Source organism: Pseudomonas sp. ANT_J12 (assembly GCF_008370045.1).
Taxonomy (GTDB): Bacteria; Pseudomonadota; Gammaproteobacteria; order Pseudomonadales; family Pseudomonadaceae; genus Aquipseudomonas.
In genome coordinates this window covers 1-24,936 of record NZ_VOBN01000023.1, presented here as the reverse complement: position 1 = coordinate 24,936, position 24,936 = coordinate 1, and the positions used below count along the sequence as shown (strand labels likewise).

The following is a 24,936-nucleotide window of genomic DNA, read 5'->3' as shown; positions in this document are numbered from 1 at the left end:
ATCGCTAAATCTCCCCGCCCTCCTTCGTCTTTGAACAAACGGAATTTTTCCCTCGAAGACAAGGAGTCGGCTGCGATGTTCGCGCCTATTACCCGTTCCATGACCTTGACCCTCGGCCTGTGCAGCGCAGCCCTGAGCCCCGATCTGCTGGCCGAAACCGAGCCCGACAAGGACCCGGCCGCCAGCACCCTGGAGCTCACCGCCACCAACATCACCGCCGAAGGCCTGGGCACCACCACCGAACACACCGAGTCCTACACCACCGGCGCCATGAGCACCGCGACCCGCCTGAACCTGTCAATCAAGGACACCCCGCAATCGGTGTCCGTGGTCACTCGCCAGCAAATGGACGACTTCAAGCTCGGCACCCTTTCCGAAGCCATGAGCCAGACCACCGGCGTGGTGGTCCAGCACAATGACTCGGACCGGGTCAGCTATTCGTCCCGTGGCTATGAGATCAACAACTTCCAGATTGACGGGATGCTCAATACCTTCGGGCGGATGAAGTCAGACTCAGACACCATCATCTACGACCGCATCGAAGTGGTTCGCGGCGCCACCGGGTTGACCACCGGCGCCGGCGACCCGTCAGCCACCATCAACATGGTGCGCAAGCGCCCGACCGCGCAATGGCAAGCCCAGACCGGCGTCAGTGGCGGCAGCTACGACGATTACTACAGTTACGTGGACGTTGGCGGTCCGTTGGCGTTCGACGGACGTTTGCGCGGCCGCAGCGTGCTGGCCTACCGCGACAGCCAATCGTTGCGCGATCATTACCAGATGCAACGGGAAGTCGGCTACGGCGTGCTCGAAGCCGATCTCACCGACGACACTGTGCTGGCGGTGGGTTACGACTATCAGGACAAGCAGGTTCAGGGCACGTCATGGGGCACCGTGCCGTACTGGAATTCGTCGGGGGGCAAGGCCAACCTCGGGCGCTCGACCAACATGGCGACGTCGTGGAGTTCCTGGCCACTGAAAGACAAGACCGCTTTTGCCAACCTTGACCAGCAACTGGCCGGCGGCTGGCATCTCAAAGCGGCCTACACCCACCGCGAGAGCGATACCGACGGCAAGGTCTACTACGGCGGTGGCGGCTTCCCGAATGACGATCGAAGTGGCATGAGCGCCTACCGTGGCCACATGGTCGGCACGCAGAAAATGAAAACCTATGACTTTAACGTGGCGGGCCCCTACGCGCTGTTCGGGCGCGAGCATGAGCTGATGTTCGGCTACGGCGAAGCCGAGCGCAGTGACGAGTCGCCGTACGCCGTGGCGGGCGCCGTACCCGCCGGCTACGACAACATTGCCGACTGGAAATACATGGGCGGTATCGCCAAGTTTCCCGACACCGTGACCAGCCTCAATGGCTCATCGGACAACACCCGTCAGAAGGCCGGCTACCTGGCCACCCGCCTCAACCTGACCGACCGCTTTCACGCGGTGCTCGGCAGTCGTTACGGCAGCTGGAAAGCCTCGAAAAACAGCAAGACCTACGATGACAACCTGCAATTGACGGGCGTGGAGACCACTTCGCAGCAACACAGCGATATCTGGACGCCCTACGCCGGGTTGCTCTACGACCTGACGCCCGAGTACACCGTTTACGTCAGCTACACCGACATCTTCAAACCCCAGAAAAATCGCGACGCCAATCGCAAATACCTGGAACCGGTGGTCGGCAGCAACTATGAACTGGGCCTCAAGGGCAGTCTGCTGGATGAACGCCTGAATGTGGCCACGGCAGTGTTCTGGAGCAAGCAGGACAACGTCCCCGAAGTGGACGATGCGGTGCCGCCAGACCCGGTGACGGGTGAGGAATTCTACAAGTCCGGGGGCAAGGGGCAGAAGGTCCAGGGCTTCGAAGTCGAAGTGTCCGGCGAAGTCATGACCGACTGGAACATGACCGCCGGCTACACCTACACCCACGCGGCCAACGGCGAAAAGCAGCGGGCGAACACCAATGAACCGCTGAACATGTTGCGCCTGTCCACCGCGTACCGCTTGCCCGGCGACTGGCATGCGCTGACCGTCGGCGGCGCGCTGAATTGGCAGAGTGATATCTGGGGCAACTCCAATCGCCCGGTCGGGCGCAATGCCGAGGGTGGCCTGATCACTGAACGCACGAAGATCCGCCAGGAGGCCTACAGCGTGGTCAAGTTGATGTCGCGTTACGAGTTCGACAAGCACCTCTCAGCCTCGCTGAACGTCGATAATCTGTTCGACAAAAAGTATTACGACAACGTCGGTTTTTATAACGGTGTGTTCTGGGGCGACCCGCGCACCGTGACGCTCAGCCTGGACTGGAAACTCTGAGCCTGACTTGGCCTCTGCTGTGGGAGCGCCTTGGCTCCCACATTTTGCTCGGTGTTAACCCCGATTTAATGAGCTCTGCCAATACTGCGCCCACGCCCTTGAATCACGGATGAAAGGCCCCGTCATTCTTAGTGGGAGATCCATCATGAAACGAGTCAGCCTGATCCTCGCCGGCCTGCTCATCGTCGGCTCCAGCAGCGTGTTTGCCGAAGGCGGTGCGCAGCGGATGAAGCATTACTGGGACAACTTCCCGGTTCCCTCCGCGCAAACCCCGACCGATCATCGCCCAAACGGCGAGCTCCGGGTTCCGGATGATCAAACCGCACAAGTGACCGAATCCTACAGAACCTGAACCGATGGACCTCTGGCGACCTGCTCCGTCGCCAGAGCTGACACTTGGGCGTCCTGCTGGACGCCCTTTTTTATGCCCGGGATTTACAGCGACTTGATCCAGAACAGCATGCGGCCATGGGCCGGGTCGAACATGCCAGCGGCAAAGCCGAACTTGGCGTAGGACGCCTGAGCCACGGCGTTGCCTTCCAGGACTTCGAGGGTGATCTTGCAGCAACCGCGCTGGCGGGCGATTTCTTCGACCTTTTGCAACATCTTCTGGCTCAGGCCCAAACCACGAAACTTCGCCACCACCGCCACGTCGTGCACGTTGACCAGAGGTCGGCAGGCAAAGGTCGAAAACCCTTCAAAGCAATTGACCAGCCCCGCCGGTTCACCGCCGACGAAGGCGAGCACGCTGAATGCATAAGGACGCTTGGCCAGTTCCGCCGGCAGTTGCTGCAGGACATCGGCTGAAAGCGGCTTGCCGCCGCCCATCGGGTCTTCGGCGTAGTGGTTCAACACCAGGCAAATGGCCTCGGCGTGTACCGGGTTGGTGTAGCTGGCCTGGAGTACAAGTATTTCTGCGGATTCCATTTCCACCCTCGATCGCATACATCAAATTGGCCAAGGACATTAGCGTGACGGCGGCGTGGCGACAACCGGATCTTAGTGACCCCAAATCAATTCTTCGGTCCAACCCAACTCGGCAAAATCCCCCGCCCGCAACCCCGCCTCCCCGGCGCAGAAAAACTCATCCAGTTGCGGCGGTTCCACCGACGTGCCACTGAGCATCCCATGCACCTGCCCGCGATGATGAATCTGGTGTTCGAACACATGCGAGAGCATACGCAGGCGGCTGTCGTGTTGCGGCGTGTCCCGGGCGATGGTCACGAGTCGCCCGAGGTCGGCGTCGCGCAATTGCTCGCAATAGGCAATTAGCCGGCGGTCTACCTGGGCTTGCTCGCGCTGGAGATCGGCAGCGGCCGTGAAGGGTTGCTCGTCGTTGAAAAAAACGTAGCAATCGGGATGCGGCACATCACCGCGCAGTTCGCGCTCAAGGGCATCCACATAGAACCAGTCGCAGGTCAGGATATGGTTGAGGGTGGCGCAAATGCTGGGGAAGAAACTGACCCGCGTGGCCGTCAATTCCGCCGAGCTCAACTGACCCCAGGCCTTGGCCAGTCGGTGGTTGGCCCAGGCGTTCTGGTAGGCCATGGTCAGTAAATGGTGAGACAGGGGTTGAGTCATCGTCGCGCCTCCTGTGTTCAAGCTTCGGCAAACCGTTGCAACTGCATTTCCTGCAAGCGACTGAGGGTGCGGCGGAACGGGAATTCCAGATAGCCCTCGGTGTACAAGGCCTCCATTGGCACCTGGGCTTCGAGGTACAGCGGCACCTTGCGGTCGTAGCACTCGTCCACCAGGGCGATGAAACGCCGAACGCCGTCATCGTGCACCGACAACTGCGGCAACTCACGGTCACCGGCCACCACCCGCTCCACACCGTCTTCGGTGCCCCTGGCGATGCGCCCTTCGCGTTTCTGCGCGCTCAGGTTGGGCACTTCACTCATCAGAATAGCGCTGAAGGTGTCGCACAGGGCCATGAAGTCCATGGCGGCAAACGGTTGCTCGCACAGATCCGCGTAACGACACCACAGCACCGTGGCGCTGGCCTGCACCACATGAACGCTGCGATAGCCGACCTGGATCGGAGCACTGGAAACCGATTGCCCAACGGTCAGAGTCTTGAACGCTTCGGCCAACCCGCTGGGCTCATCGAGCGCCCCCACCCAATAGCGCTGCAACGCCGCGCCGGGGTGCAGGCGATGATCTTCGCCGCCATCCACCGCGATCACTTGCATGTGCTGCTTGATCGCCTCGATGGCCGGGGTAAAACGGTCGCGGTTGAAGCCGTCGGCATACAGCTGATCCGGCGGCTGGTTGGAGGTGCTCACCACCACCACGCCTTCCTCGAACATGACCTGAAACAAGCGGCCGAGAATGATCGCATCGCCGATGTCGTTGACGAACAACTCGTCGAAACACAGCACGCGGACTTCCTGGGCCAATTCCCGGGCCAGAGCTTTGAGTGGGTCGGCGGTGCCGGTCAACTGGAACGAGCGCTGATGCACCCAGCCCATGAAATGGTGGAAATGCTGTCGCCGGGCCGGTACCCGCAGGCTCTCGTAGAACTGATCCATCAGCCAGGTCTTGCCCCGACCTACCGGGCCCCAGAGGTACACGCCGGTGATCGACTTGCGCCCTTCATGCAAGGCTTCGTGACACTTTTGCAGGGCCCAGACGGCATGTTCCTGGGCTTCGTCCTGAACAAAGCCCTTCTGTTCAATGGCGTACTGCCAGGCGCTTAACGGGGAGTCGAATGTCATAGGGCCGCGCTTCAGATCAGAAGCTGCGCAGTATGCCAGTCACCCCACCATTTGAAACACCACAATTCCCCGTGCAGGAGCGGGCGGTGCGACGATTAGGCTTGCCCGCGAAGGGGCCTTCACATTCAACACCTTTGTTGACTGTTAAACCGCCTTCGCGGGCAAGCCTAATCGTCGCACCGCTCGCTCCTACAGGGTATTGCACCCGCATTGACCGGAGTGGTGTCAGAGGGAAATGTCCAACCGGGCGATCTTGCCCTGCTCGTTCAACCGAAACGTGTAGCGTAATTCCAGCGGGCTGCCGGGAAACGTCCCGGAAATCAGGTTGTGCACCAGCACCTTGCCGGTGCGCAACTGAACGTCGAGCACCTCGACCCGTGGCTGGTAGCGTTGCGCGGTGTCTTGCATCCATTGGGCGATGGCCTGGGGCCCGACCTGATGCTCGCCTTCGTCGAAGACATTGGCATCCTCGGCGAAAAAACTGGCGACCCGCGAAGTGTCACGGGCATTGGCGGCGGCGATGTAAGCGGCGATGGCCGGGGCCAGTGAAGCGGCTGGACTAGACATGTTGATAGCTCCTTGTTGTTTGATTCTGGAGCCATGCTAAATCAGCGCTGTGTCAGTTCTTGTCAGGAGTGAAGCGCCCGGCCTCATCCAGTTGCATCTGCTTGCGCCAGGTGCGCAACAGGTCGCTGCGCCGGCCGGGATAGCGCTCGCCCTGCTCGCTCGCGGCTGAAATCCGGTCGGTGCGAAAGGTCCGATAGGCACTGCGCAATTCGCACCAGGCGACGATGATCCGCACCTCGTTGAGAAAGCCCAGCGCCAAGGGCCAGATCAAGCGCTGGGTCGGCACCTGATGGGCGTCGGCGTAGTCGATGTGCAACTTGGCCTGATTGCGGATCGCCTGGCGGAACACATTCAGCGGCACAGCGTTTTGCGCAAAACCGTACCCCGACGGGCCGGGCAAAACCGTCGGGTTGTGCAACGCCTCCAGCGCCTCGGGCGCCAACACCGCAGCTATCTTCGCCAGCGCATCCGCCGCCGCCTTGCTCAACACCTCATCGCCACGCTGATCGACATAGCGCAAACCGAGCACGATGGCTTCGGTTTCGTCGGCGTTGAGCATCAAGGGCGGCAGAAACAGACCGCTGCGCAATACATAGCCGATTCCCGCCTCGCCATAAATCGGCGCGCCGAGGGCCGTCAGTTCGGCGATGTCGCGGTACAGCGTGCGTTCGGAGATCTCCAGTTCGCTGGCCAGGGTCGCGGCGGTCGCCGGGCGGCTTTTCCCGCGCAACACTTGGAGCAAGGTCAGTAAACGAGTGGTTCGCGACACGATCGGCACGCTCAGTCCGGGAAAGTGGCCGAAGCTTAGCAAAGGCTGCTGTCAGAAACTGGCAGGAGTGATCGGCCCTTTCATCGCCCCTGAAAAAAGCGTCTTGACGCTGGATATTACTCGCATCATATTAAATACATGTTGATGAACATTTATATTCAACCCCGACGTTTTCCCTCAGGAGTCCTCCCATGCATTACAAAGTCTTTGGCCGTAAAACCGGCTTGCGGGTTTCGGAACTGGCGCTGGGCGCCGGCAATTTCGGCACTGGTTGGGGCCATGGCGCCGAACGCGACGAAGCCAAGCGGATTTTCGACGGCTACCTGGAGGCCGGCGGCAACTTCATCGACACCGCCAACGGTTATCAGGGAGGCGAGTCGGAAGGCATGCTCAGCGAGTTCATTGCTGCCGAGCGGGATCGGTTGGTGATCGCCACCAAATTCACCATGGGCACCGAGCGCACGGCCAATATTTCCTTCACCGGCAACAATCGCAAGAACATGGTCCGCGCCGCCGAAGAAAGCCTCAAACGCCTGAAAACCGATCACATCGACCTGTTCTGGGCGCACATCAGCGACGGCGTCACGCCGATGGAGGAAATCCTGCGGGGCTTCGATGACCTGGTGCGCGCCGGCAAGATTCACTACGCCGGTTTGTCGAACTTCCCGGCCTGGCGCATCGCTCGTGCTGATGTGCTGGCCGAAGTGCGCGGCTTTTCGCCGATCGCCGCGATCCAGACCGAATACAGCCTGGCCGAACGCACCGCTGAACGAGAATTGCTGCCGATGGCTGAAGCCCTGGGTCTGGCGGCAACCTTGTGGTCACCCTTGGGTGGCGGCTTCCTCACCGGTAAATACCGCACCAACGACGAGAACAACCGCGCGGCCAAACTCGGCATGTTGATTCACAGCGAGAAAAGCGCCCGGGAAACCGCCCTGCTCGACACATTATTGGCGGTTGCCGCCGAAATGGAATCGAGCCCGACTCACGTGGCCATTGCCTGGTTGCGCGAGAAAGCCAAGCGCTCGACCACGGCGCTGATTCCGATTCTGGGTTCGCGTACCCGTGAGCAGTTGGACGCCACGTTGGGCGCGTTGAATGTGCATCTGAATGACGAGCAGTTGGTGCGGCTGGATGGCAGCAGCAGTGTTGAGCCGGGTGTGCCGCACGCGATGATCGCCGGGTCGGTGGCGCGGTATACCGGGGTTGAGATTTTGGATTTGCCGAAGATTCCGGTGGCCTGAAAAAGCTTCGCGGGCAAGTCGAATCGTCGCACCGCTCGCTCCTACAGGTTTTACGCAGTCATAACCTGTAGGAGCAAGGCTTGCCCGCGAAGGCGTCCTCCTGACCGCTACACATCCCTCTCAACGATCAACCTTATGTTTGGCCGCATACAAACACAGCATTTCCATCGCCAACGTCGCCGCCGCCAGTGAGGTAATGTCCGCGCTGTCATAAGCCGGCGCCACTTCCACCACATCCATCCCCACCAGATTGATCCCGCGCAAGCCGCCAAGAATCTCCAGCGCCTGCACCGTGCTCAGCCCGCCGCACACTGGCGTTCCGGTGCCAGGCGCGAACGCCGGGTCCAGGCAATCGATATCAAACGTCAGGTACACCGGGTTATCCCCGACCCGTGCCCGAATCGCCTCGACAATCGCCTCACACCCCTGGCGATGCACCCGCCGGGCGTCCAGCACCTGAAACCCCATGTGATCGTCATTGGTCGTGCGCAAACCGATTTGCACCGAACGCGACGGATCCACCAGCCCTTCCTTGGCCGCATGCCAGAACATCGTGCCGTGATCGACCCGCTTACCCTCCTCGTCCGGCCAAGTGTCGCTGTGGGCGTCGAAGTGGATCAGCGACAACGTGCCGTGCTTGCGGGCATGGGCCCTGAGCAGCGGATAAGTGACGAAGTGATCGCCACCGAAAGTGAGCATCGCGCTGCCGGCGCTGAGGATGTGCTCGGCGTGGGCTTCGATGCTTTCCGGGATCGAGTGCGGCGAGCCGTAATCGAAGTCACAATCGCCGAAATCAATCACCGCCAGGTGATCGAACGGGTCGAAGGTCCACGGCCAATGGCGTTCCCAGGCGATCCCGGTGGACGCGGCGCGAATGCCCCGTGGCCCGAAACGCGCGCCGGGGCGGTTGCTGGTGGCGGTGTCGAACGGCACACCGCTGACCGCCACATCCACACCGCGCAAATCGCGGCTGTAGCGTCGGCGCATGAAGCTGGTGATACCGGCGTAGGTGCTTTCGGCGGCAGTCCCATAGAGGCTGTCGCGGGTCATGGCCTGGTCGTTTTGCACAGGGACATCCATGGTGAGTTCCTTATTATTGGCGGCTACGGAAAGTGGTCCACAGGCGGGTGCGCTGGCGCATGTCTTTGAGGCTCATGCTGCGGTCGGCGTACAAACGGTCGCGAACGTCGGCCAGCGGGTAGATATCCGGGTCGGTGCGCACCGCTTCATCCACCAACGGCGTGGCGGCGGTATTGGCGGTGGCAAAGAACAGGGTATTGGTCAGCGCGGCCACGGATTCGGGGCGCAGCATGAATTCAATGAACTGGCGCGCGGCTTCGGGGTGCGGCGCGTCCTTGGGGATCGCCAGGTTGTCCTGCCACACCAGCGTGCCTTCCTTGGGAATGCGGTACGCCACTTCGTACGGTTTGTTGGCCTTGCGCGCCTGATCGGCGGCCATGCTCGCGTCACCGTTGTACGTCAGGGCCAGGCACACGCTGCCGTTAGCCAGATCGCTGATCTGCCGGCCGGTGGCGACGTACAACACATTCGGCTGGAGCTGATGCAACAACGCCTCGGCAGCTGACAGATCTTTCTGATCAGTGCTGTAGGGATCTTTACCGAGGTAATGCAGCGCCAGGCCGATCACCTCTTGCGGCGAATCGAGAATGGCGATGCCGCAGTCTTTCAGCTTGCTGGCGTATTCGGGCTTGAACAGCAGATCAAGGCTATTGAGCGGCACGTCCGGCAAACGCTGTTTCACTGCTTCGACATTCATCCCCAGGCCCAACGTGCCCCAGGTGTAGGGCACGCCGTAGCGGTTGCCGGGGGCGACGGCGGCGAGTTTTTCCAGCAAGTCCGGGTCGAGGTTGGCGTAGCCCTTGAGGCCTTCGCGGGGAATCGCCTTCAACGCGCCGGCCGCCAGACCACGGGCCAATACGCTGGACGATGGCACCACCACGTCATAGCCGCTGCCACCGGTGAGCAACTTGGTTTCCAGCACTTCCGACGAGTCGAAGGTGTCGTAGCGCACGTGAATGCCGGTTTCCTGTTCGAAGCGCTGCAAGGTCTCGGGCGCCACGTAATCGGCCCAACTGTAGAGGTTGACCACCTTTTCCTCAGCCTGGGCCGACGCGGCGATTGCCAACAACAATGCGGGAAAACACAGTTTGAGAAGAGGAGGCATCACGAACACCTGACTTTATTGGAGTGGTTGCAGCGTGCGCCCTCGGATACATTGGAAAAATATCAAGTTTGTTAACCTGACTTTATCCAGGAGTAATGCGTGATGCTCGGCCAACTGCACGATCTGGACCTGCAACTGCTGCGCCTGTTTGTCAGCGTGGTGGAATGCGGCGGCTTCAGCGCGGCCCAGGGTGAACTGGGGTTGAGCCAATCGAGCATCAGCCAGCAAATGGCCAGGCTGGAAACCCGCCTCGGTTATCGCCTGTGCAGTCGCGGCAAGGGTGGCTTCCGGGTGACGCCCAAGGGCGAGCAATTGCTGATCGCCATTCGCAGTCTGTTTGAATCCATCGAAGTCTTTCGTCATCAGTCCAACGGCGTGGCCGGGCGTTTGATTGGCGAGGTGCGCCTGGGGTTGTCCGAAGCCCTCGACCAGTCGGTGCTGCAACGGGTAGCCGATGCGATCCGGCGCTTTCGCGAGCGGGATGAGTCGGTGCGCATCGAGTTGATCAGCGCCATGCCCGGGGAAATGGAGCGATTGATGCTGCAACAGCGGCTGGACCTGGCGATCGGTTATTTCTCACAGGTGCAACGTGCGTTTGACTACCGGGAACTGTTCCGCGAAACCCAGCATTTGTACTGCGCGCCGGGGCATCCGTTGTTCACCAACGAGGCGCCGGATGATCAAGCGCTGCAGGCGTGTGACCGGGTGGATCATCCCTACCGCTTCCTGCGCAGTGATGAGCCGTTCCAGGGCAAGGTGTGTTCGGCGCGCTCGGAACAGGTCGAGGGGACGCTGGCGTTTATTCTGTCCGGGAAACATGTGGGTTATTTGCCGAGCCACTTTGCCCGGAGCTGGGAAGACAAGGGGTTGCTGCGGGCAGTTCGTGTAGGGGACATGAGTTTTGATGTGGGATTTCACCTGGCCCGGCATCGGGCGCAAGTGCCGGGGGATGCGCAGAAGGCGTTTGAGGAGGATTTGCTGGCGGCGTTCACCTGACCTGATCGTTGATGATCGTTCCCACGCTCTGCGTGGGAATGCAGCCCGGGACGCTCTGCGTCCCAGTGGAACGCGGAGCGTCCCTTGAGGCATTCCCACGCAGAGCGTGGGAACGATCGGTACGCGGAGCATGGGAACGATCATGTAAACACCGCCGCCGCCCCCCCCTGTGGCGAGGGGGCTTGCCCTCGTTCGGCGGCGCAGCCGTCGTAAAACCGGTAAACGCGGTATGCCTGAAGAACCGCGTTGGCTGGTTTTGGGGCCGCTTTGCAGCCCAACGGGGGCAAGCCCCCTCGCCACAGTTGGGTGGTGGTCACAGGATTTGTGTCAGGTTGTAACTTTTCTGGCATCCTGCGCCTCCTTTTTCTGACCTGGCCCCTGGCGCTTTCCTCGTGACCTCATCCGAACACGCAAAATCCCAGCCCCGCTCCGACCTGATCTACGGCCTCAACGACCGCCCGCACCTGACCGCCACGGTCTTCGCCGCCCTGCAACACGTACTCGCGAGTTTCGTCGGCATTATCACGCCAACCCTGATCATGGGCGGTGCGCTGGGTCTGCAAAGCGAAATCCCCTACCTGATCAGCATGGCGTTGTTCGTCTCTGGCCTGGGCACCTTCGTCCAGGCCCGGCGCTTTGGCCCAGTGGGTTCCGGTTTGCTGTGCCTGCAAGGCACCAGTTTTTCCTTTATCAGCGTGATCCTCAGCGCCGGGTTCATGGTCAAGGCCCGGGGCGGCGGCACCGATGAGATTCTGTCGACGATCTTTGGCGTGTGCTTTTTCGCCGCGTTTATCGAAGTGGTGTTGAGCCAGTTCATCGGCAAGCTGCGGATGCTGATTACTCCGGTGGTCACCGGGACCATCATCACGCTCATGGGGCTGTCGCTGATCAAAGTCGCAATGACCGACATTGCCGGCGGCTTCGGCGTGGCGGACCTCGGCGCCAGTCATCACCTGGCCCTGGCAGCACTGGTGCTCGGGACCATCGTGGTACTGAACCGGGTCGATGTGCCGTTCCTGCGCCTCGGCGCGATTGTGATAGGCCTGACCCTCGGCTACGTCGTCGCCTGGTTGATGGGCGATGTGGATTTCGCCAGCCTGCCGGCGGTGCCGCTGGTGAGCGTGCCGGTGCCGTTCAAGTACGGTTTCAACTTCGATTGGGTGGCGTTTGTGCCGGTGGCGGTGATTTTCCTGGTGTCGCCGCTGGAAGCTGCGGGCGACTTGACGGCCAACTCGATGATTTCCCGGCAGCCGGTCAAGGGCCCGATCTACATTCGCCGGATCAAGTCCGGCCTGCTCGCCGATGGCCTCAACTCGGCCATGGCGGCGGTGTTCAACAGCATGCCGATGGTGACCTTCGCCCAGAACAACGGGGTGATCCAGCTCACCGGCGTGGCCAGCCGTTACGTGGCGTTTTTCATCGCCGGCTTGCTGGTGCTGCTGGGTCTGTTCCCGATGATCGGCGCGGTGCTGCAACTGATGCCCAAACCGGTACTGGGCGGCGCGGAGCTGGTGATGTTCGGCACCGTGGCCGTGGCCGGGATCAAGATCCTCGCCGAAGCCGGCCTGCATCGGCGCAACATGCTGATCGTGTCGATTTCCCTCGGCATGGGCCTGGGCATCGCGGCGGTGCCGGAAGTGTTGCGCGAGTTGCCCCTGGCGCTGCACAACATCTTCGAATCGCCGATTACCGTGGGTGCGCTGTGCGCGATCATCCTCAACGTGTTCCTGCCCGAGGAATTCATGGAGCTTGAGGAAGACGATTTCGACCCGGAAGCGCCGATCCTGCAAGTCATGGAAAACCCGCAAGCCACGGAATCCGCCAGCCACCTGAACCGCTGAAGCGCGCGTGCTACATTCGTGGCGACTCCGCTTGGCACAAGGTTGATCGCACGTTGAACAAGAAGACCGGCATCCGGGCCGCCCAGGCCCAGCAGACCCGCACACGGATCCTCGAAGCAGCGGTGAAAGTGTTCACCCGCGACGGTTATTCCGGAGGGCGGGTCGAGAGCATTTCCCGGGAAGCCGAGTCCAACGACCGCATGCTCTATTACTACTTCGGCAGTAAGGAGCAGCTGTTTATCTGCGTGCTCGAACACACCTACGAGCAATTCAATAAGGCCGAAAGCCGACTGAAGCTGGACCTGAGCCAGCCGCTGGTGGCGTTGCAGGAACTGGTGGCGTTCGTCTGGCATTACTACGTCAAGCACCCGGAATTCGTCGCGATCCTGAGCAATGAAAACCTCCACGGCGGCAAGCATGCGCAACAGTCCAGCGAGTTGCGCCGATTGTCCGGGGAAGCGGTCGGGGTGTTGAAGCCGATCATTGAGGCGGGTCAGGCCCAAGGGCTGTTTCGCGAGGTGCTGGACATCAAGCATGTGTATTTGATGATTGCCTCGCTCTGTTATTTCTATAACTCCAACCGGCACACCCTGAGTTCGTTTCTGGGTGAGGATTTGGCGGACAAGGGGCAGCAGCAGGATTGGTTGGGGTTTATTCAGGATTTGGTGGTGCGGGGGGTGATGAGGTTGCCCCCGCGGGATCTCGGTTGATAGGGCCGGCCCCTTCGCGGGCAAGCCTCGCTCCTACACGCGATGCTTTTAATGGCTGCCGGGATTCGCCCGCAAATGCGCCAACGTCGATTCCAACCCTTCCCAACCCGGCGCATTCCCGGCAAATCGACTGCGTAGATACGCCGCCAGTTCCGCCACCTGGGTATTGGACAAACTGTCCTTGAAAGCAGGCATGTAACCCAAGTCCTTGGTCGCCGGGGTATCGATGCCTTGCAGAATGACCTTGATCAGGTTATCCGGCAGATCGCTGTGCACGTTGGTGTTGGTGGCCAGCGACGGACTCACGCCAAACAGTTTCGGCCCCAGGCCATCGGCATGACAGGCCTTGCACGAACCCTCAAATACGCGCTGGCCGTTGCTCAGGGAAACGGTGGCCACCGGCCGCGTGGCTTTCTCCACGACTTGCGCCTCAGCCTGCGCGCCATTAAGTGACGCCAGATACACCGCCATCGCCCGGATATCATCCTTGGGCAACTTCGCCAATTCCGTGACCACCGGCCCCATCGGCCCGGTCGCCACGCCATGTTCAGCGGAATAACCGCTGCTCAGGTAACCGAACAGCTGATCCTCGGTCCACGGTGTCGGTGCCTTGGACAAACCATTCAGCGCCGGCGCCTCCCAGCCATCGACCATCCCGCCCGCGAGGAACGATGCACCGCCCTTCTCCGCCCCCATCAAATTGCGCGGCGAATGGCACGCTGCGCAGTGGCCCAAACCGTTGACCAGGTACGCGCCGCGATTCCACTGTTCGCTACGCTGCGGCTGCACGCTGATTTCACCCTTGCGCAGGAACAACGCATTCCACCCCGCCATCAACGGTCGCAGGTTGAACGGAAAGCGCATGTCGTTGGCCTTTGCCGCTTGGCTGACCGGCGCTTGTGACATCAGGTACGCATACAACGCCTGCATATCCGCATCATTGATGTTGCGAAACGCGGTGTAGGGGAACGCCGGATACAGATTGCGCCCATCCCGGCCGATGCCGTCGCGCATCGCCCGTTCGAACGCCGGATAGGACCAACTGCCGATCCCGGTTTTCACGTCGGGCGTGATGTTGCTGCTGTACAGCGTGCCGAACGGCGTCTCCATCGCCAGGCCACCGGCATTGGTCGTGCCGCCCGGTACCGTGTGACACACCGCGCAATCGCCGACCGCCGCCAGCAAGCGTCCGCGCTCCAGAGTCGCCGTGGACCAGGTGCCGGCGCTCGGCGGCGCTATCGGTGCGATTTCGCCGTGAAACGGCCACGCCGTCGCCGCCATGCCGAGCACCGCGCCGAACGCGGCAAACATTGATCCCAACAGCCATTTCGAACGCTTGGCCGGGGACTTCGGCGGTTCATCACAAGTGCCGGCATTCAACGCGGCCAAGACCCGCTCCGGTGTGATCGGCAGTTCGCGAAAACGGATCCCGGTGGCGTCATAAATCGCATTGGCAATCGCCGCCGCACTGGGCACCGAAGCCGATTCGCCAGCGCCCATCGGCGGCTGGTCCTGGCGCGGCATCATCAGCACGTCGATCTGCGGCACTTCGGGAAAGGTCAGGATCGGATAACCGCCCCACTCCTTGCTCGCCACCGTCGATTCCTCGAACGTCACCCGCTCCTTGAGCACGCGGCTGGTGGACTGGATGACGTTGCCGTGGATCTGATGCTGCACGCCGGCCGGGTTGATCATCATCCCCGAGTCATGGCCGATCACCACCCGCGTGACCGAGACATCGCCGGTCTGCCGGTCGATGGCCACGTCCGCGACCCACGCCGCCCACGCCGCACCGAAACCGGGAAATTTGCTGTGGATGTAGCGCGCGTAGGCAAAGCCGCGACCGCGCAACAACTGGTCTTCGTTCGGGGTTTGCATCGGCGCGGTGCGCGGGGTCCAGGCCGCGCGTTCGGCGGTGGATTTCACCAGATCGATGGCGCGCTCGTCGTGCAGGTAGCGCAAGCGGTATTCCACCGGATCGACGCCGGCGGCGAAGGCCAGTTCATCGATGTAAGACTCGTGGGCGAAGGTGTTGGGCAACGCTGACACCCCGCGCATCCATGAGGCGCGGACAATCGGCGCCATGTCGTTGATGGTCACGCGCATGTTTTCAAAGTCGTAGGGCGGGATCGAGGTGCGGTCGCCCATCTCGAACATCGCCGCCACCGGCTCGACCCGCCCGGTCAACAGCAGGGCCAACGTCGGCGCGCCGTTCGATGGGTAACTGGTCTGGAAGTCATAGGCGGCAACGCTGCCATCGGCGTTCAAACCGCCATCAACGTCCATCAGTTGCGCGGTGCCTTTGGGCTCCCACAAATGCTCCTGCTCGCGGGTCAATTGCACCCGCACCGGTTTGCCCACGGCGCGGGACAACAGCAAGGCATCGGCGCACACGTCGTCGGCACAGTTGCGCCCATAACAACCGGAGGCCTCCATGCGAATGATCTCGATGGCTTCCTCTTCACACTCCAGCAACCACGCGAGGTCGGCGCGCAGCAAATGCGGATTCTGGCTGCCGGACCACACCCTGCTGCCCAATGGCTGATAGTCCGCGACGCCACAGGACGGGCCGATCGAACCGTGCATCTGATACGGCCACATATACGTGCGCGGCATGCGCTGAGTGGCGGCGGCCAGGGCTTCATCGACGTTGCCCTGATCCAGCACCACCCGTTGCACCCGGGGGTTGTCGCGAATCGCCTGCTCGACATCGCTCAGGTCCGGCAAGCCTTGATTCCAGGTTTTCCAAGTGACTTTCAACGTTTGGGCAGCCTTGATCGCCTGCTCTTCGCGCAACGCCACGATGCCGACGAAATCGCGGATCACCACCACGGCGACGATTCCGGCGATGTGGGCGATGGAGGATTCGTCGACTTCCAGCAGGCTGTTGCCGACAAAATCACCGCAATCGAGCCCGGCATAGGGCGGGCGAATCACCCGGCCGTGGAGCATGTTCGGCACGCGCATGTCGTGGACGTAGGTCAGCTCGCCAGTGGCCTTGCCCGGAATGTCCACCCGCGCCGCGCCCTTGCCCACCAGTCGATAGGCTTCGGCGGGTTTCAGCGGTGCGGTACCGGAGATGCGCAGTTCAACGTGCTCGCCGCTGACCAGTTCGGCGTAAGTTGCGGTGCGGCCGTCCTCGGCGCGAATCACGCCTGCTTCGATCTTCAGGCTACTGGCCGCCACCGACCAACGTTCGGCTGCCGTTTCCAACAGATAACGCCGCGCCTCGGCCGCCGCATTGCGCAACGGAATCGCGGAAATCTGCAACGTCGCACTGGCAATGGTCGCGCCCTGATTCGGCGCACGCTCGGTGTCGCCGAGCACCATGCACACCTGTTCCATTTGTAAATCGAGTTCTTCGGCGACGATCTGCGCCAGCGAGGTGCGAATGCCGGTGCCGAGGTCGACATGGCCGTTGAACGCATACACGCGCCCGTCATCACTGATGGCAATGAACAGGCCCAGTTCCTTGGGTTTGATCAGCGGCGTACCGCCCTTCGCCACCGGGCCGGACGGCGGCAGGATGTCGTCGACGATCAGCAGCACGCCGGACTTGGCCAGCAGTTGGTCGCGGGTCGGGATGGAAAGTGCGATGGAGCCAGTCATGGTCATTGATCCACCTTCAAGGCATTTGACGGGCGGCACGCAGCACCGCGCGGAGGATTTCGATGTGGGTGCCGCAGCGGCAGAGATTGGCCGAGAGTTCGTTGCGGATCTGGGTTTCGCTGGGGTGCGGGATGCGGTCGAGCAAGGCCTTGGTGGTCATGATCATGCCGTTGAGGCAGTAGCCGCATTGCGCCGTTTGCTCATCGATAAAGGCTTGTTGCACCAAGTGCGGCGCGGCGCGGGTGCCGAGGCCTTCGAGGGTGACAATTTGCCGATCCACGGCACCGGCCAGCGGAAACACGCAAGAACGCGCCGCCACCCCGTCGATGATCACCGTGCACGCCCCGCACTCGCCCAGGCCGCAGCCGTACTTGGGACCGTTGAGCTGCAAGTCATTGCGCAAGATCAGCAATAGCGGCGTGTCCGCCATGGCGGTGACGGTGCGGGTGAGGCCATTGACCTCAAGCGTTACGGTGATTTCCTGGCTGGTCATTCGCGGCGCCTGCTTCGTTTGATGAAGTGGCTACTACACCAAAAGGTCGAAAAAAACGTCGCGGGCCGGATGGGGTTGTGGCGACGCGACACACTCGACTGGTGAAGTGGCTACTACATGAAACAGGAGCAAAAACGATGCCAAAGACCTGGACGCGATTTATGCGTCCTGCGGGTCGTCGATCATTTTGCGCAGCAAAAACAGCACCGCGACCTGCTCGGCCGGGTTGAGGTTGCTCATGGTCAGCTCGGTGATTTTCCCGGCGCAGGGCACGGTTTGCTGCACCAGACGGTCGCCGGCTTCGGACAGGCCGACGATGACTTTGCGCCGGTCTTGCGGGTCGGGTTCGAGGGTAATCAGTTCCCGGGCCTTGAGCCGTTCGACGATGCCGCGAATGGTCGCCTGGTCCACGGCGGTGGCCTTGACCAGCTCAGTCAGGGAGCTGGGACCGTGATCGCGCACGGCGCACAGGGTCACGAACTGCACCGCCGTGAGCTGGGAATCGCCGACATTCTGCTGAAAAATCGCCATGTGCCGCTGATAGGCCTTGCGCAGCAAATGCCCGACTTGTTCGGAGAAAACGTAGGAAGCATCAGGAGTTTCAGGCACGGCGGACTCGAAAGGCGATGAGTGGTGGGGAGGCATGATGGACAGGTTGGCAGGCGGACTCAAGAGCGGTTTGGGGCAAACACCTGAACCGCTTTGCGTAGGACCAAGGCTTGCCCGCGATGGCGCCCGTGAGATCGCGATCGCGGGCAAGCCTTGCTCCTACAGGTTTCAGCGAACCCGGGAGGCTTCTGGCGCCACCACATCCCCGCCGATCACCACCGCCTGGTCATCCAGATACACATCGCAATTGCGCAGCGGAATGTCCAGGTGGCACGGGGTTTTGCGCTTGCCGCCGACTTCGGTGTTCGGCCCGGTGGAGAACAGGAAGTTGCCATAGAACGCCCGGGCGTCCATGCACATGCCATCGTTCTTGTCGTGCAGACCCATGGCGGTCCACTGGGCTTTTGGCTGCAAACCCCAGCCGATGTGGGAGATGCCGTACACCTCGGGATCGTTGAAATACTTCATGTAGTCGCGCAGGTATTCGGCCTCGAAACCGCCGTGGATTGAGGTGATAAAGCCCTTTTCGATCTCCAGGGTGATCTTCTCCCGGGCGTAGGTCTTGAACGGCAGCACGATGTCGCCGATGTCCAGCACCAGCACGCCTTCGGCGGTTTCTTCGTTGGGCCAGGAGAACAGAAAACCGCTGGGCCAGTGGTCCCAGCGCCCCGGTTCATCGGCGAAACCGTACTCGGTGACCGCCGGATATTGCCCCAGCGCCGCCCGGAAATCGCTGCCGGCGCGGGACGTGACGTGGATCGAGCGCGCTTGTGTCAGCAGCTTCTCCGCCGCCATCACCCGCACCTTGTCCGCCTCGGTCGGCAGCATCCGCGCCAGCACTTCCGGGGGTTCGACGGCCAACAGAATGCGCGTGCCGGTCTTGAGGATCTGCTCCTGTTCCGGCGAGTGCAGCAGCATCATGGTGTCGACGATCAGGTCCGCCGCTTCCAGCGCCCGTTGCGCCGCGATGTTGCCAGTGAGCGCGGTGTCGCCGCAGTAGGCGGTCATGTCATCGCCCATGGCCGTCGGGTGGTTGAACGACGGCAGTTCCACGGCGTAGACCTTGGCACCCAGGCGTTGGGCGGCGTCCATCGCGGCACGCACGGTGCGCGGGTCGGAATAGTGGCTCTTGAGCACGGCGACGCTCTGGGTCGCATCGACCTTCGACAGCTTCAACACGTGTTCGAACATCTGGGTCAGTTCGCAATCGCTTACCGGCATTTCCAATCTCCTCAATCGTCTGCTGCGCACCAAGTCGAGGCGCCACGCCTCACCCCAGTGCATTTTTATAGCGTGTACGCCATTTGTTATCGATAAGACATCAAATGCGAGCGGACTGCAAGCGCCGGACCATAACGTTACCAACCCACACAAACCCAACAAACAAAGGTTACATTCGGTGACCACGGGCAAAAACGCCAAAAAATAATTTTTACCAACGGCTCTTTCTTTTTGAAAAATACAGCGTATACACTTTAACAACCTTGCAGCGACACAGCCAGCGACCATTCGAAGAAGAGGAACAAGCCCCATGGCCCAAACACAAAAAATCGCCATCGTCGGTGCAGGTCTTGGCGGTGCAGCCGCTGCGACGTTGCTGCAACAAGCCGGGTTCCAGGTGGACATCTACGAACAGGCCCCGGAGTTCTCCCGCCTCGGCGCCGGGATCCACATGGGCCCCAACATCATGAAAATCTTCCGGCGCATGGGCATCGAGCAGCAGCTTGATTTGATGGGCTCGCACCCTGATCACTGGTTCAGCCGTGATGGCTTGAGCGGCGACTACCTGTCGCGCATCCCGCTGGGGGATTTCGCTCGCAAGGAATACGGCGCGTCCTACGTCACCGTGCACCGCGGCGACCTGCACGCCTTGCAGATGTCGACGATCCAACCGGGCACCGTGCACTTCAACAAACGCCTGGAAACCCTCGAAGAAACCGAGACCCAGGTGCGCCTGACGTTCAGCGACGGCGAAGTCACCTACGCCGACATCGTGATCGGCGCCGACGGGATCAATTCGAAGATTCGTGAAGAGTTGCTGGGCGCGGAAAAACCGCTGTACAGCGGCTGGGTCGCACACCGGGCACTGATCCGTGGCGATCAACTGGCCAAGTACGACTTGAAGTTCGAGGACTGCATCAAGTGGTGGACCGAGGACCGGCACATGATGGTCTACTACACCACCGGCAAGCGCGACGAGTACTACTACGTCACCGGCGTGCCGCACCCGGAGTGGGATTTCCAGGGCGCGTTCGTCGATAGCAGCCGCGAAGAAATGTTCGAGGCATTCCAGGGTTATCACCCGACCGTGCAAGCGCTGATTGAGTCCACCGAAAGCGTGACCAAGTGGCCGCTGCGCAACCGCAATCCGTTGCCACTGTGGAGCCGGGGTCGCCTGGTGTTGCTCGGCGACGCCTGCCACCCGATGAAGCCGCACATGGCCCAAGGCGCCGGCATGGCCATCGAAGACGCCGCAATGCTGACCCGCTGCTTGCAGGAAACCGGCCTCGGCGATTACCGCACCGCGTTCGAACTCTATGAAGCCAACCGCAAGGAACGCGCCTCCCGCGTTCAGTCCGTGTCCAACGCCAACACCTGGCTGCGGACTCAGGAAGACCCGGCCTGGGTCTATGGCTACGACCTGTACGCCCAGCAGCTGAAATCGGGGGTGGCCGCGTGAGCACTTTCGTCCATGGCGGCAACGTCCAGGCCAACGGCATTCGCCAGCATTACTTGCGCTACGGCGGCAAAGGCCCGGCGCTGGTGCTGATTCCCGGCATTACCAGCCCGGCGATTACCTGGGGGTTTGTTGCCGAACGCCTTGGGGAGCATTTCGATACCTACGTGCTGGACGTGCGCGGACGTGGCCTCTCCTCCACCGGGCCCGATCTGGATTACAGCGCTGAGACTTGCGCCGATGACATCGGTGCGTTTGCCCAAGCCATGCAGCTCGACAGCTACCACTTGGTCGGCCACTCCATGGGCGCGCGGTTTGCCGTGCGCAGCGCCGTGAAACATCCGGCCGGGGTCAATCGCCTGGTGTTGATCGACCCGCCCGTCTCCGGCCCCGGACGCCGTGAATACCCGAGCAAGTTGCCGTGGTACGTCGACTCGATCCGCCAGTCATTGATCGGGATGGATGCCGAGGCGATGCGCGCCTTCTGCGCCACCTGGACCGACGAGCAACTGCAACTGCGCGCCGAGTGGTTGCATACCTGCTACGAGCCGGCGATCGTGCGCGCCTTCAACGATTTCCATGACGTGGATTTCCATCAGGACCTGCCAAAACTCCAGGCTCCGGCGCTGTTGATGGTCGCTGGTCGTGGCGGGGTGATTGCGCCCGAGGACGAGGCGGAAATCCTCGATCTGCAACCGAACATTCGCAGCGTCCACGTTGAAAACGCCGGGCACATGATCCCGTGGGATGACCTCGAAGGTTTCTTCGCGGCGTTCGGTGATTTCCTCGGCCCGCGCCTCAACTAATCGAATCGGGAGACTTTTATGCTCAAGCCCTACCGCATCGGCCAGATTGTGCCGAGCTCCAACACCACCATGGAAACCGAGATCCCGGCGATGCTCAATGCGCGCCAGTTGATCCGCCCGGAACGTTTCACTTTCCACTCCAGCCGCATGCGCATGAAGCAAGTGCGCAAGGAAGAACTGGCGGCGATGGACGGCGAATCCGACCGTTGCGCCATTGAACTGTCCGACGCCAAGGTCGATGTGCTGGGGTATGCCTGCCTGGTGGCGATCATGGCCATGGGGCTCGGTTATCATCGCCAGTCCGAGCAACGGCTGCGCAAAGCCACCGCCGATAACGATGCCAACGCGCCGGTGATTACCAGTGCCGGTGCCTTGATCGAAGGCTTGAAAGTCATGGGCGCCAAACGCATTGCCATCGTCGCGCCGTACATGAAGCCGCTGACGGAACTGGTGGTCGATTACATTCGCGAAGAAGGCTTTGAAGTGGTGGATTGGCGCGCCCTGGAGATCCCCGACAACCTGGCCGTGGCCCGGCACGACCCGGCGAACCTGCCCGGCATCGTGGCTGGCATGAATCTGGAAGGGGTGGATGTGATTGTGCTGTCGGCCTGCGTGCAAATGCAGTCGCTGCCGGTGGTGGCGCAAGTCGAAGCGCAAACCGGCAAACCGGTGCTGACCGCGGCCATCGCCACCACCTACGCCATGCTCAAGGCCCTGGACCTGGAGCCGATCGTTCCCGGTGCGGGTGCCCTGCTCTCCGGCGCTTATTGAGGTGGCTCAGCGCACACTTTTTTGTGGCAACCGGGCTTTTGTGGCGAGGGGGTTTACCCCCGTTGGGCTGCGCAGCAGCCCCATTGAGTTTTGTCTGAAATAACGCGGTGACGGTATTGGGGCTGCTTCGCAGCCCAACGGGGGCAAGCCCCCTCGCCACAGGGTATTTGCAGTGCCCAAGAGAATGTTGGCAATGCCAAAGAATGAGGACGCAATGAAATGAGCGAACAAACCGCCAACGACAACTATCAAGGCGTGTGGGGTCAGCGTATTGGGTTTGGGCAGAAGGCTGCGTTGCTGATGATCGATTTCATGCGCGGCTACACCACCGAAGGCGCGCCGCTGTACGCCCCTGGCGTGGTCAGTGCCGTGGCTCAAAGCGTCGAGTTGCTGGCCAGCGCCCGGCACCATGGCATCCCGGTGGTGCACACCAATATCCGCTACCATCCCGGCCATTTCGCTGACGGTGGGATCTGGGTGAAGAAGGCGCCGGTGATGAAGGACATGGTCGAGGGCAATCCTCTGGCGGCGTTTTGCGAAGAGGTACTGCCGCAGGCCGATGAAGTGGTGATCAGCAAACAGTACGCCAGTGCGTTTTTCGGCAGCAGCCTGGCCTCGATGCTGCACGCCCAAGGGATCGACACCGTGGTGCTGGCCGGTTGCTCCACCAGCGGCTGCATTCGGGCGACGGCGGTGGACGCGGTGCAACACGGCTTCCGCACCATCGTCGTGCGCGAATGTGTCGGCGACCGCCACCCGGCGCCCCACGAAGCCAACCTGTTCGACATCGACAGCAAGTACGGCGATGTCGTCAGCAAACAGGAGGCGATTGCCCACTTCAAAACAATGTAATGCGTGCGACAAGAACCCGCGCCGGTTAGAGCGCTGGTCTTGGTAAAAAACTGAGGCGTGCACCTGTCGCGGTGATCCGTTGTAGGAGCATGGCTTGCCCGCGATGGCAATTTTGAGGATGCCTTCGCGAGCAAGCTTTGCTCCTACAGGGGTGATCCGTTGTAGGAGCATGGCTTGCCCGCGATGGCGATTTTGAGGATGCCTTCGCGAGCAAGCTTTGCTCCTACAGGGGGGATCCGTTGTAGGAGCATTGGCTTGCCCGCGATGGCGATTTTGAGGATGTCATCGCGAGCAAGCTTTGCTCCTACGCAGGGTATGCGACCTCGGTCTTCTGACACTGCCTTTGGACGCCGCTTTCAGCGCGCCAAAGCGCTGAAAAAAGCGGCTGTATAAAAACCATAAGTCACCGCCAGGAGACATCCGATGCCCATTGCGAACGCAGCACCCGCGACCACGGTCGCCGACCCGATTCAAGCGCTGTACCACAAGATCACCTGGAAGCTGATTCCCTTCCTGTGTTTCTGCTACCTGGCCGCGTACCTCGACCGGATCAACATCGGCTTCGCCAAACTGCAGATGCTCGATCAACTGCACTTCAGCGAAACCGCGTTCGGCCTCGGCGCCGGGCTGTTTTTTGTCGGCTACATCCTGTTCGAAGTGCCGAGCAACCTGGTGCTGGAGAAAGTCGGGGCGAAGATCTGGATCGCCCGGATCATGATTACTTGGGGCCTGCTCTCGGCCTGCATCATGCTCGTGACCTCCACCACCCAGTTCTACGTTCTGCGGTTTTTGCTCGGTGCCGCCGAAGCCGGTTTCCTGCCCGGAGTCCTGTATTACCTGACCACCTGGTTTCCGACCTATCGCCGGGGTCGCATCATCGCGCTGTTCATGATCGGTTTGCCGCTGTCCAGCGTGATTGGCGGGCCGCTGTCGGGTTGGGTGATGAGCCATTTCGACAGCCTCGGCGGTTTGCACGGCTGGCAATGGCTGTTCCTGATCGAAGCGGTGCCCAGCGTATTGCTCGGCATCCTGACCTTCTGGGCGCTGCCGAACAGCTATCAACAAGCCCAGTGGCTCAACGAGGACGAGAAAGCCCTGCTGGCACAGGAGCTGCGTGCCGACGAGGCCGGTGCCAGCGATAGCAAGCACAGCTTTCGCGACGGCTTCTTCAACCTGAAAGTGTGGATGCTCGGCGGCATCGACTTCTCGATCCTGCTCAGCGCCTACGCCATGGGTTTCTGGATGCCGACCTTCATCCGCAACGCCGGGATTGTCGACACCTTCCACATCGGCATTCTCACCGCGTTGCCAAGCGTCGCCGCGCTGCTGGGGATGCTGCTGATCGGCGCCAGTTCCGATAAACACCGCGAACGCCGCTGGCACATCATCGTGCCGTTCCTGGTCGGTGCGGCGGCCATGGCCACGGCGCCGTTCTTCGTGCACAACGTGGTGGCGACCGTGGCGCTGTTCGCCATTGCCTCGGCGGCGATCATTGGTGCGGTGCCGGTGTTCTTCAGCCTGCCGGCGACGTTTCTCAAAGGCACGGCGGCGGCGACCGGGTTTGCCCTCGCCTGTTCGTTGGCGAACATTGCCGGGTTGGTGAGCAATTCGCTGATGGGCGTGGCGATTGATGTCACGGGCAGCAGCGCCGGGGCGCTGTGGTTCTTTGCCGGGTGTTTGATTCTCAGCAGTTTCCTGGTCATCGCGTTGCCGGCCAAATTGGTTAACCGCTAACCCCTCGGCCCTGTAGGAGCAAGGCTTGCCCGCGATGGCG

Annotated in this window: 22 protein-coding genes; 11 read left to right on the top strand and 11 right to left on the bottom strand. The window is 61.5% G+C overall.

All coding sequences use genetic code 11. From position 1 onward, the window contains the following. The first annotated feature begins 75 nt into the window (after window positions 1-75). Together FQ192_RS28950 and FQ192_RS28945 are read left to right on the top strand one after the other, a co-directional pair. Window positions 76-2,316: a TonB-dependent siderophore receptor gene (locus FQ192_RS28950; protein WP_149661592.1), complete on the top strand. Its 2,241-nt coding sequence runs from the start codon at window positions 76-78 to the stop codon at window positions 2,314-2,316. A 145-nt stretch (window positions 2,317-2,461) separates the two neighbouring features. Next, window positions 2,462-2,668, top strand: a complete 207-nt coding sequence (locus FQ192_RS28945; RefSeq protein ID WP_149661591.1) for a hypothetical protein — start codon at window positions 2,462-2,464, stop codon at window positions 2,666-2,668. 83 nt (window positions 2,669-2,751) lie between these two features. On the opposite strand, the gene FQ192_RS28940 is transcribed toward FQ192_RS28945, so the two are convergent. The 5 genes from FQ192_RS28940 to FQ192_RS28920 all read right to left on the bottom strand — a co-directional run bounded on the left by FQ192_RS28940 (window position 2,752) and on the right by FQ192_RS28920 (window position 6,369). Further along, a complete protein-coding gene (locus tag FQ192_RS28940; RefSeq protein WP_149661590.1) occupies window positions 2,752-3,243 on the bottom strand; it encodes a GNAT family N-acetyltransferase in 492 nt (163 codons plus the stop codon). Between the two features lie 72 nt (window positions 3,244-3,315). Next, window positions 3,316-3,897 (bottom strand): DinB family protein, encoded by a 582-nt coding sequence (locus FQ192_RS28935; protein ID WP_149661589.1) that lies wholly within the window; start codon window positions 3,895-3,897, stop codon window positions 3,316-3,318. Between the two features lie 17 nt (window positions 3,898-3,914). Continuing rightward, a complete protein-coding gene (gene zapE / locus FQ192_RS28930; protein ID WP_149661588.1) occupies window positions 3,915-5,033 on the bottom strand; it encodes a cell division protein ZapE in 1,119 nt (372 codons plus the stop codon). A 225-nt stretch (window positions 5,034-5,258) separates the two neighbouring features. After that, window positions 5,259-5,600: a nuclear transport factor 2 family protein gene (locus tag FQ192_RS28925; protein WP_149661587.1), complete on the bottom strand. Its 342-nt coding sequence runs from the start codon at window positions 5,598-5,600 to the stop codon at window positions 5,259-5,261. Window positions 5,601-5,652: 52 nt separating this feature from the next. Next, window positions 5,653-6,369: a YafY family protein gene (locus FQ192_RS28920; RefSeq protein WP_149661586.1), complete on the bottom strand. Its 717-nt coding sequence runs from the start codon at window positions 6,367-6,369 to the stop codon at window positions 5,653-5,655. Between the two features lie 191 nt (window positions 6,370-6,560). Between FQ192_RS28920 and FQ192_RS28915 the strand changes: the two genes are divergently transcribed. Continuing rightward, complete coding sequence (locus FQ192_RS28915) at window positions 6,561-7,613, top strand: aldo/keto reductase (protein WP_149661585.1); 1,053 nt, start codon at window positions 6,561-6,563, stop codon at window positions 7,611-7,613. A gap of 120 nt (window positions 7,614-7,733) precedes the next feature. On the opposite strand, the gene speB is transcribed toward FQ192_RS28915, so the two are convergent. Continuing rightward, entirely contained in the window at window positions 7,734-8,693 is a 960-nt protein-coding gene (gene speB, locus FQ192_RS28910; protein ID WP_149661584.1) for an agmatinase, read from the bottom strand. A 13-nt stretch (window positions 8,694-8,706) separates the two neighbouring features. After that, window positions 8,707-9,798, bottom strand: coding sequence for a polyamine ABC transporter substrate-binding protein (locus FQ192_RS28905; RefSeq protein WP_149661583.1), 1,092 nt, complete (start codon window positions 9,796-9,798; stop codon window positions 8,707-8,709). Between the two features lie 102 nt (window positions 9,799-9,900). On the opposite strand from FQ192_RS28905, the gene FQ192_RS28900 reads away from it, so the two are divergent. From FQ192_RS28900 to FQ192_RS28885, 3 genes are all read left to right on the top strand, one after another. Next, entirely contained in the window at window positions 9,901-10,794 is an 894-nt protein-coding gene (locus FQ192_RS28900) for a LysR family transcriptional regulator (RefSeq protein WP_149661582.1), read from the top strand. Window positions 10,795-11,186: 392 nt separating this feature from the next. Beyond that, window positions 11,187-12,635 carry a nucleobase:cation symporter-2 family protein gene (locus FQ192_RS28890; RefSeq protein ID WP_149661581.1) on the top strand — a complete coding sequence of 483 codons (1,449 nt, stop codon included), beginning with the start codon at window positions 11,187-11,189 and terminating at the stop codon, window positions 12,633-12,635. 53 nt (window positions 12,636-12,688) lie between these two features. Then, the gene (locus tag FQ192_RS28885; protein ID WP_149661580.1) at window positions 12,689-13,345 is read left to right on the top strand and encodes a TetR/AcrR family transcriptional regulator; all 657 of its coding nucleotides are present in this window, start codon (window positions 12,689-12,691) and stop codon (window positions 13,343-13,345) included. Between the two features lie 48 nt (window positions 13,346-13,393). Here the strand turns inward: FQ192_RS28885 and FQ192_RS28880 are convergent, their stop codons facing one another. The 4 genes from FQ192_RS28880 to FQ192_RS28865 all read right to left on the bottom strand — a co-directional run bounded on the left by FQ192_RS28880 (window position 13,394) and on the right by FQ192_RS28865 (window position 19,277). After that, a complete protein-coding gene (locus FQ192_RS28880; RefSeq protein ID WP_372242368.1) occupies window positions 13,394-16,954 on the bottom strand; it encodes a molybdopterin cofactor-binding domain-containing protein in 3,561 nt (1,186 codons plus the stop codon). Between the two features lie 16 nt (window positions 16,955-16,970). Next, window positions 16,971-17,447: a (2Fe-2S)-binding protein gene (locus FQ192_RS28875; RefSeq protein WP_149661579.1), complete on the bottom strand. Its 477-nt coding sequence runs from the start codon at window positions 17,445-17,447 to the stop codon at window positions 16,971-16,973. Window positions 17,448-17,606: 159 nt separating this feature from the next. Next, window positions 17,607-18,092 carry a MarR family winged helix-turn-helix transcriptional regulator gene (locus FQ192_RS28870; protein ID WP_149661578.1) on the bottom strand — a complete coding sequence of 162 codons (486 nt, stop codon included), beginning with the start codon at window positions 18,090-18,092 and terminating at the stop codon, window positions 17,607-17,609. Between the two features lie 132 nt (window positions 18,093-18,224). Continuing rightward, on the bottom strand, window positions 18,225-19,277 hold the full coding sequence (locus FQ192_RS28865) for a 2,5-dihydroxypyridine 5,6-dioxygenase (RefSeq protein ID WP_149661577.1): 1,053 nt from the start codon (window positions 19,275-19,277) through the stop codon (window positions 18,225-18,227). 310 nt (window positions 19,278-19,587) lie between these two features. Here FQ192_RS28865 and FQ192_RS28860 point away from each other — a divergent pair, with 310 nt between their 5' ends. From FQ192_RS28860 to FQ192_RS28840, 5 genes are all read left to right on the top strand, one after another. Then, window positions 19,588-20,736, top strand: a complete 1,149-nt coding sequence (locus FQ192_RS28860) for an FAD-dependent monooxygenase (protein ID WP_149661576.1) — start codon at window positions 19,588-19,590, stop codon at window positions 20,734-20,736. Beyond that, window positions 20,733-21,539: an alpha/beta fold hydrolase gene (locus FQ192_RS28855; RefSeq protein ID WP_149661575.1), complete on the top strand. Its 807-nt coding sequence runs from the start codon at window positions 20,733-20,735 to the stop codon at window positions 21,537-21,539. The genes FQ192_RS28860 and FQ192_RS28855 overlap by 4 nt, the downstream gene beginning before the upstream one ends. An 18-nt stretch (window positions 21,540-21,557) precedes the next feature. Then, on the top strand, window positions 21,558-22,310 hold the full coding sequence (locus FQ192_RS28850; protein WP_149661574.1) for an Asp/Glu racemase: 753 nt from the start codon (window positions 21,558-21,560) through the stop codon (window positions 22,308-22,310). Window positions 22,311-22,529: 219 nt separating this feature from the next. Next, window positions 22,530-23,162 (top strand): N-carbamoylsarcosine amidohydrolase, encoded by a 633-nt coding sequence (locus tag FQ192_RS28845; RefSeq protein WP_149661573.1) that lies wholly within the window; start codon window positions 22,530-22,532, stop codon window positions 23,160-23,162. A 423-nt stretch (window positions 23,163-23,585) separates the two neighbouring features. Beyond that, window positions 23,586-24,896 carry an MFS transporter gene (locus tag FQ192_RS28840; RefSeq protein ID WP_149661572.1) on the top strand — a complete coding sequence of 437 codons (1,311 nt, stop codon included), beginning with the start codon at window positions 23,586-23,588 and terminating at the stop codon, window positions 24,894-24,896. Window positions 24,897-24,936: the final 40 nt, after the last annotated feature.

What these genes read in the sequence shown, in the direction of transcription:
- FQ192_RS28870 (WP_149661578.1), bottom strand. Translation starts at nt 18,092, where the DNA reads ATGCCTCCCCACCACTCATCGCCTTTCGAGTCCGCCGTGCCTGAAACT.
- FQ192_RS28905 (WP_149661583.1), bottom strand. Translation starts at nt 9,798, where the DNA reads ATGCCTCCTCTTCTCAAACTGTGTTTTCCCGCATTGTTGTTGGCAATC.
- FQ192_RS28875 (WP_149661579.1), bottom strand. Translation starts at nt 17,447, where the DNA reads ATGACCAGCCAGGAAATCACCGTAACGCTTGAGGTCAATGGCCTCACC.
- FQ192_RS28945 (WP_149661591.1), top strand. Translation starts at nt 2,462, where the DNA reads ATGAAACGAGTCAGCCTGATCCTCGCCGGCCTGCTCATCGTCGGCTCC.
- FQ192_RS28840 (WP_149661572.1), top strand. Translation starts at nt 23,586, where the DNA reads ATGCCCATTGCGAACGCAGCACCCGCGACCACGGTCGCCGACCCGATT.
- FQ192_RS28940 (WP_149661590.1), bottom strand. Translation starts at nt 3,243, where the DNA reads ATGGAATCCGCAGAAATACTTGTACTCCAGGCCAGCTACACCAACCCG.
- FQ192_RS28880 (WP_372242368.1), bottom strand. Translation starts at nt 16,954, where the DNA reads ATGACTGGCTCCATCGCACTTTCCATCCCGACCCGCGACCAACTGCTG.
- FQ192_RS28935 (WP_149661589.1), bottom strand. Translation starts at nt 3,897, where the DNA reads ATGACTCAACCCCTGTCTCACCATTTACTGACCATGGCCTACCAGAAC.
- FQ192_RS28925 (WP_149661587.1), bottom strand. Translation starts at nt 5,600, where the DNA reads ATGTCTAGTCCAGCCGCTTCACTGGCCCCGGCCATCGCCGCTTACATC.
- FQ192_RS28845 (WP_149661573.1), top strand. Translation starts at nt 22,530, where the DNA reads ATGAGCGAACAAACCGCCAACGACAACTATCAAGGCGTGTGGGGTCAG.
- speB (WP_149661584.1), bottom strand. Translation starts at nt 8,693, where the DNA reads ATGGATGTCCCTGTGCAAAACGACCAGGCCATGACCCGCGACAGCCTC.
- FQ192_RS28865 (WP_149661577.1), bottom strand. Translation starts at nt 19,277, where the DNA reads ATGCCGGTAAGCGATTGCGAACTGACCCAGATGTTCGAACACGTGTTG.
- FQ192_RS28900 (WP_149661582.1), top strand. Translation starts at nt 9,901, where the DNA reads ATGCTCGGCCAACTGCACGATCTGGACCTGCAACTGCTGCGCCTGTTT.
- FQ192_RS28915 (WP_149661585.1), top strand. Translation starts at nt 6,561, where the DNA reads ATGCATTACAAAGTCTTTGGCCGTAAAACCGGCTTGCGGGTTTCGGAA.
- FQ192_RS28860 (WP_149661576.1), top strand. Translation starts at nt 19,588, where the DNA reads ATGGCCCAAACACAAAAAATCGCCATCGTCGGTGCAGGTCTTGGCGGT.
- FQ192_RS28850 (WP_149661574.1), top strand. Translation starts at nt 21,558, where the DNA reads ATGCTCAAGCCCTACCGCATCGGCCAGATTGTGCCGAGCTCCAACACC.
- zapE (WP_149661588.1), bottom strand. Translation starts at nt 5,033, where the DNA reads ATGACATTCGACTCCCCGTTAAGCGCCTGGCAGTACGCCATTGAACAG.
- FQ192_RS28950 (WP_149661592.1), top strand. Translation starts at nt 76, where the DNA reads ATGTTCGCGCCTATTACCCGTTCCATGACCTTGACCCTCGGCCTGTGC.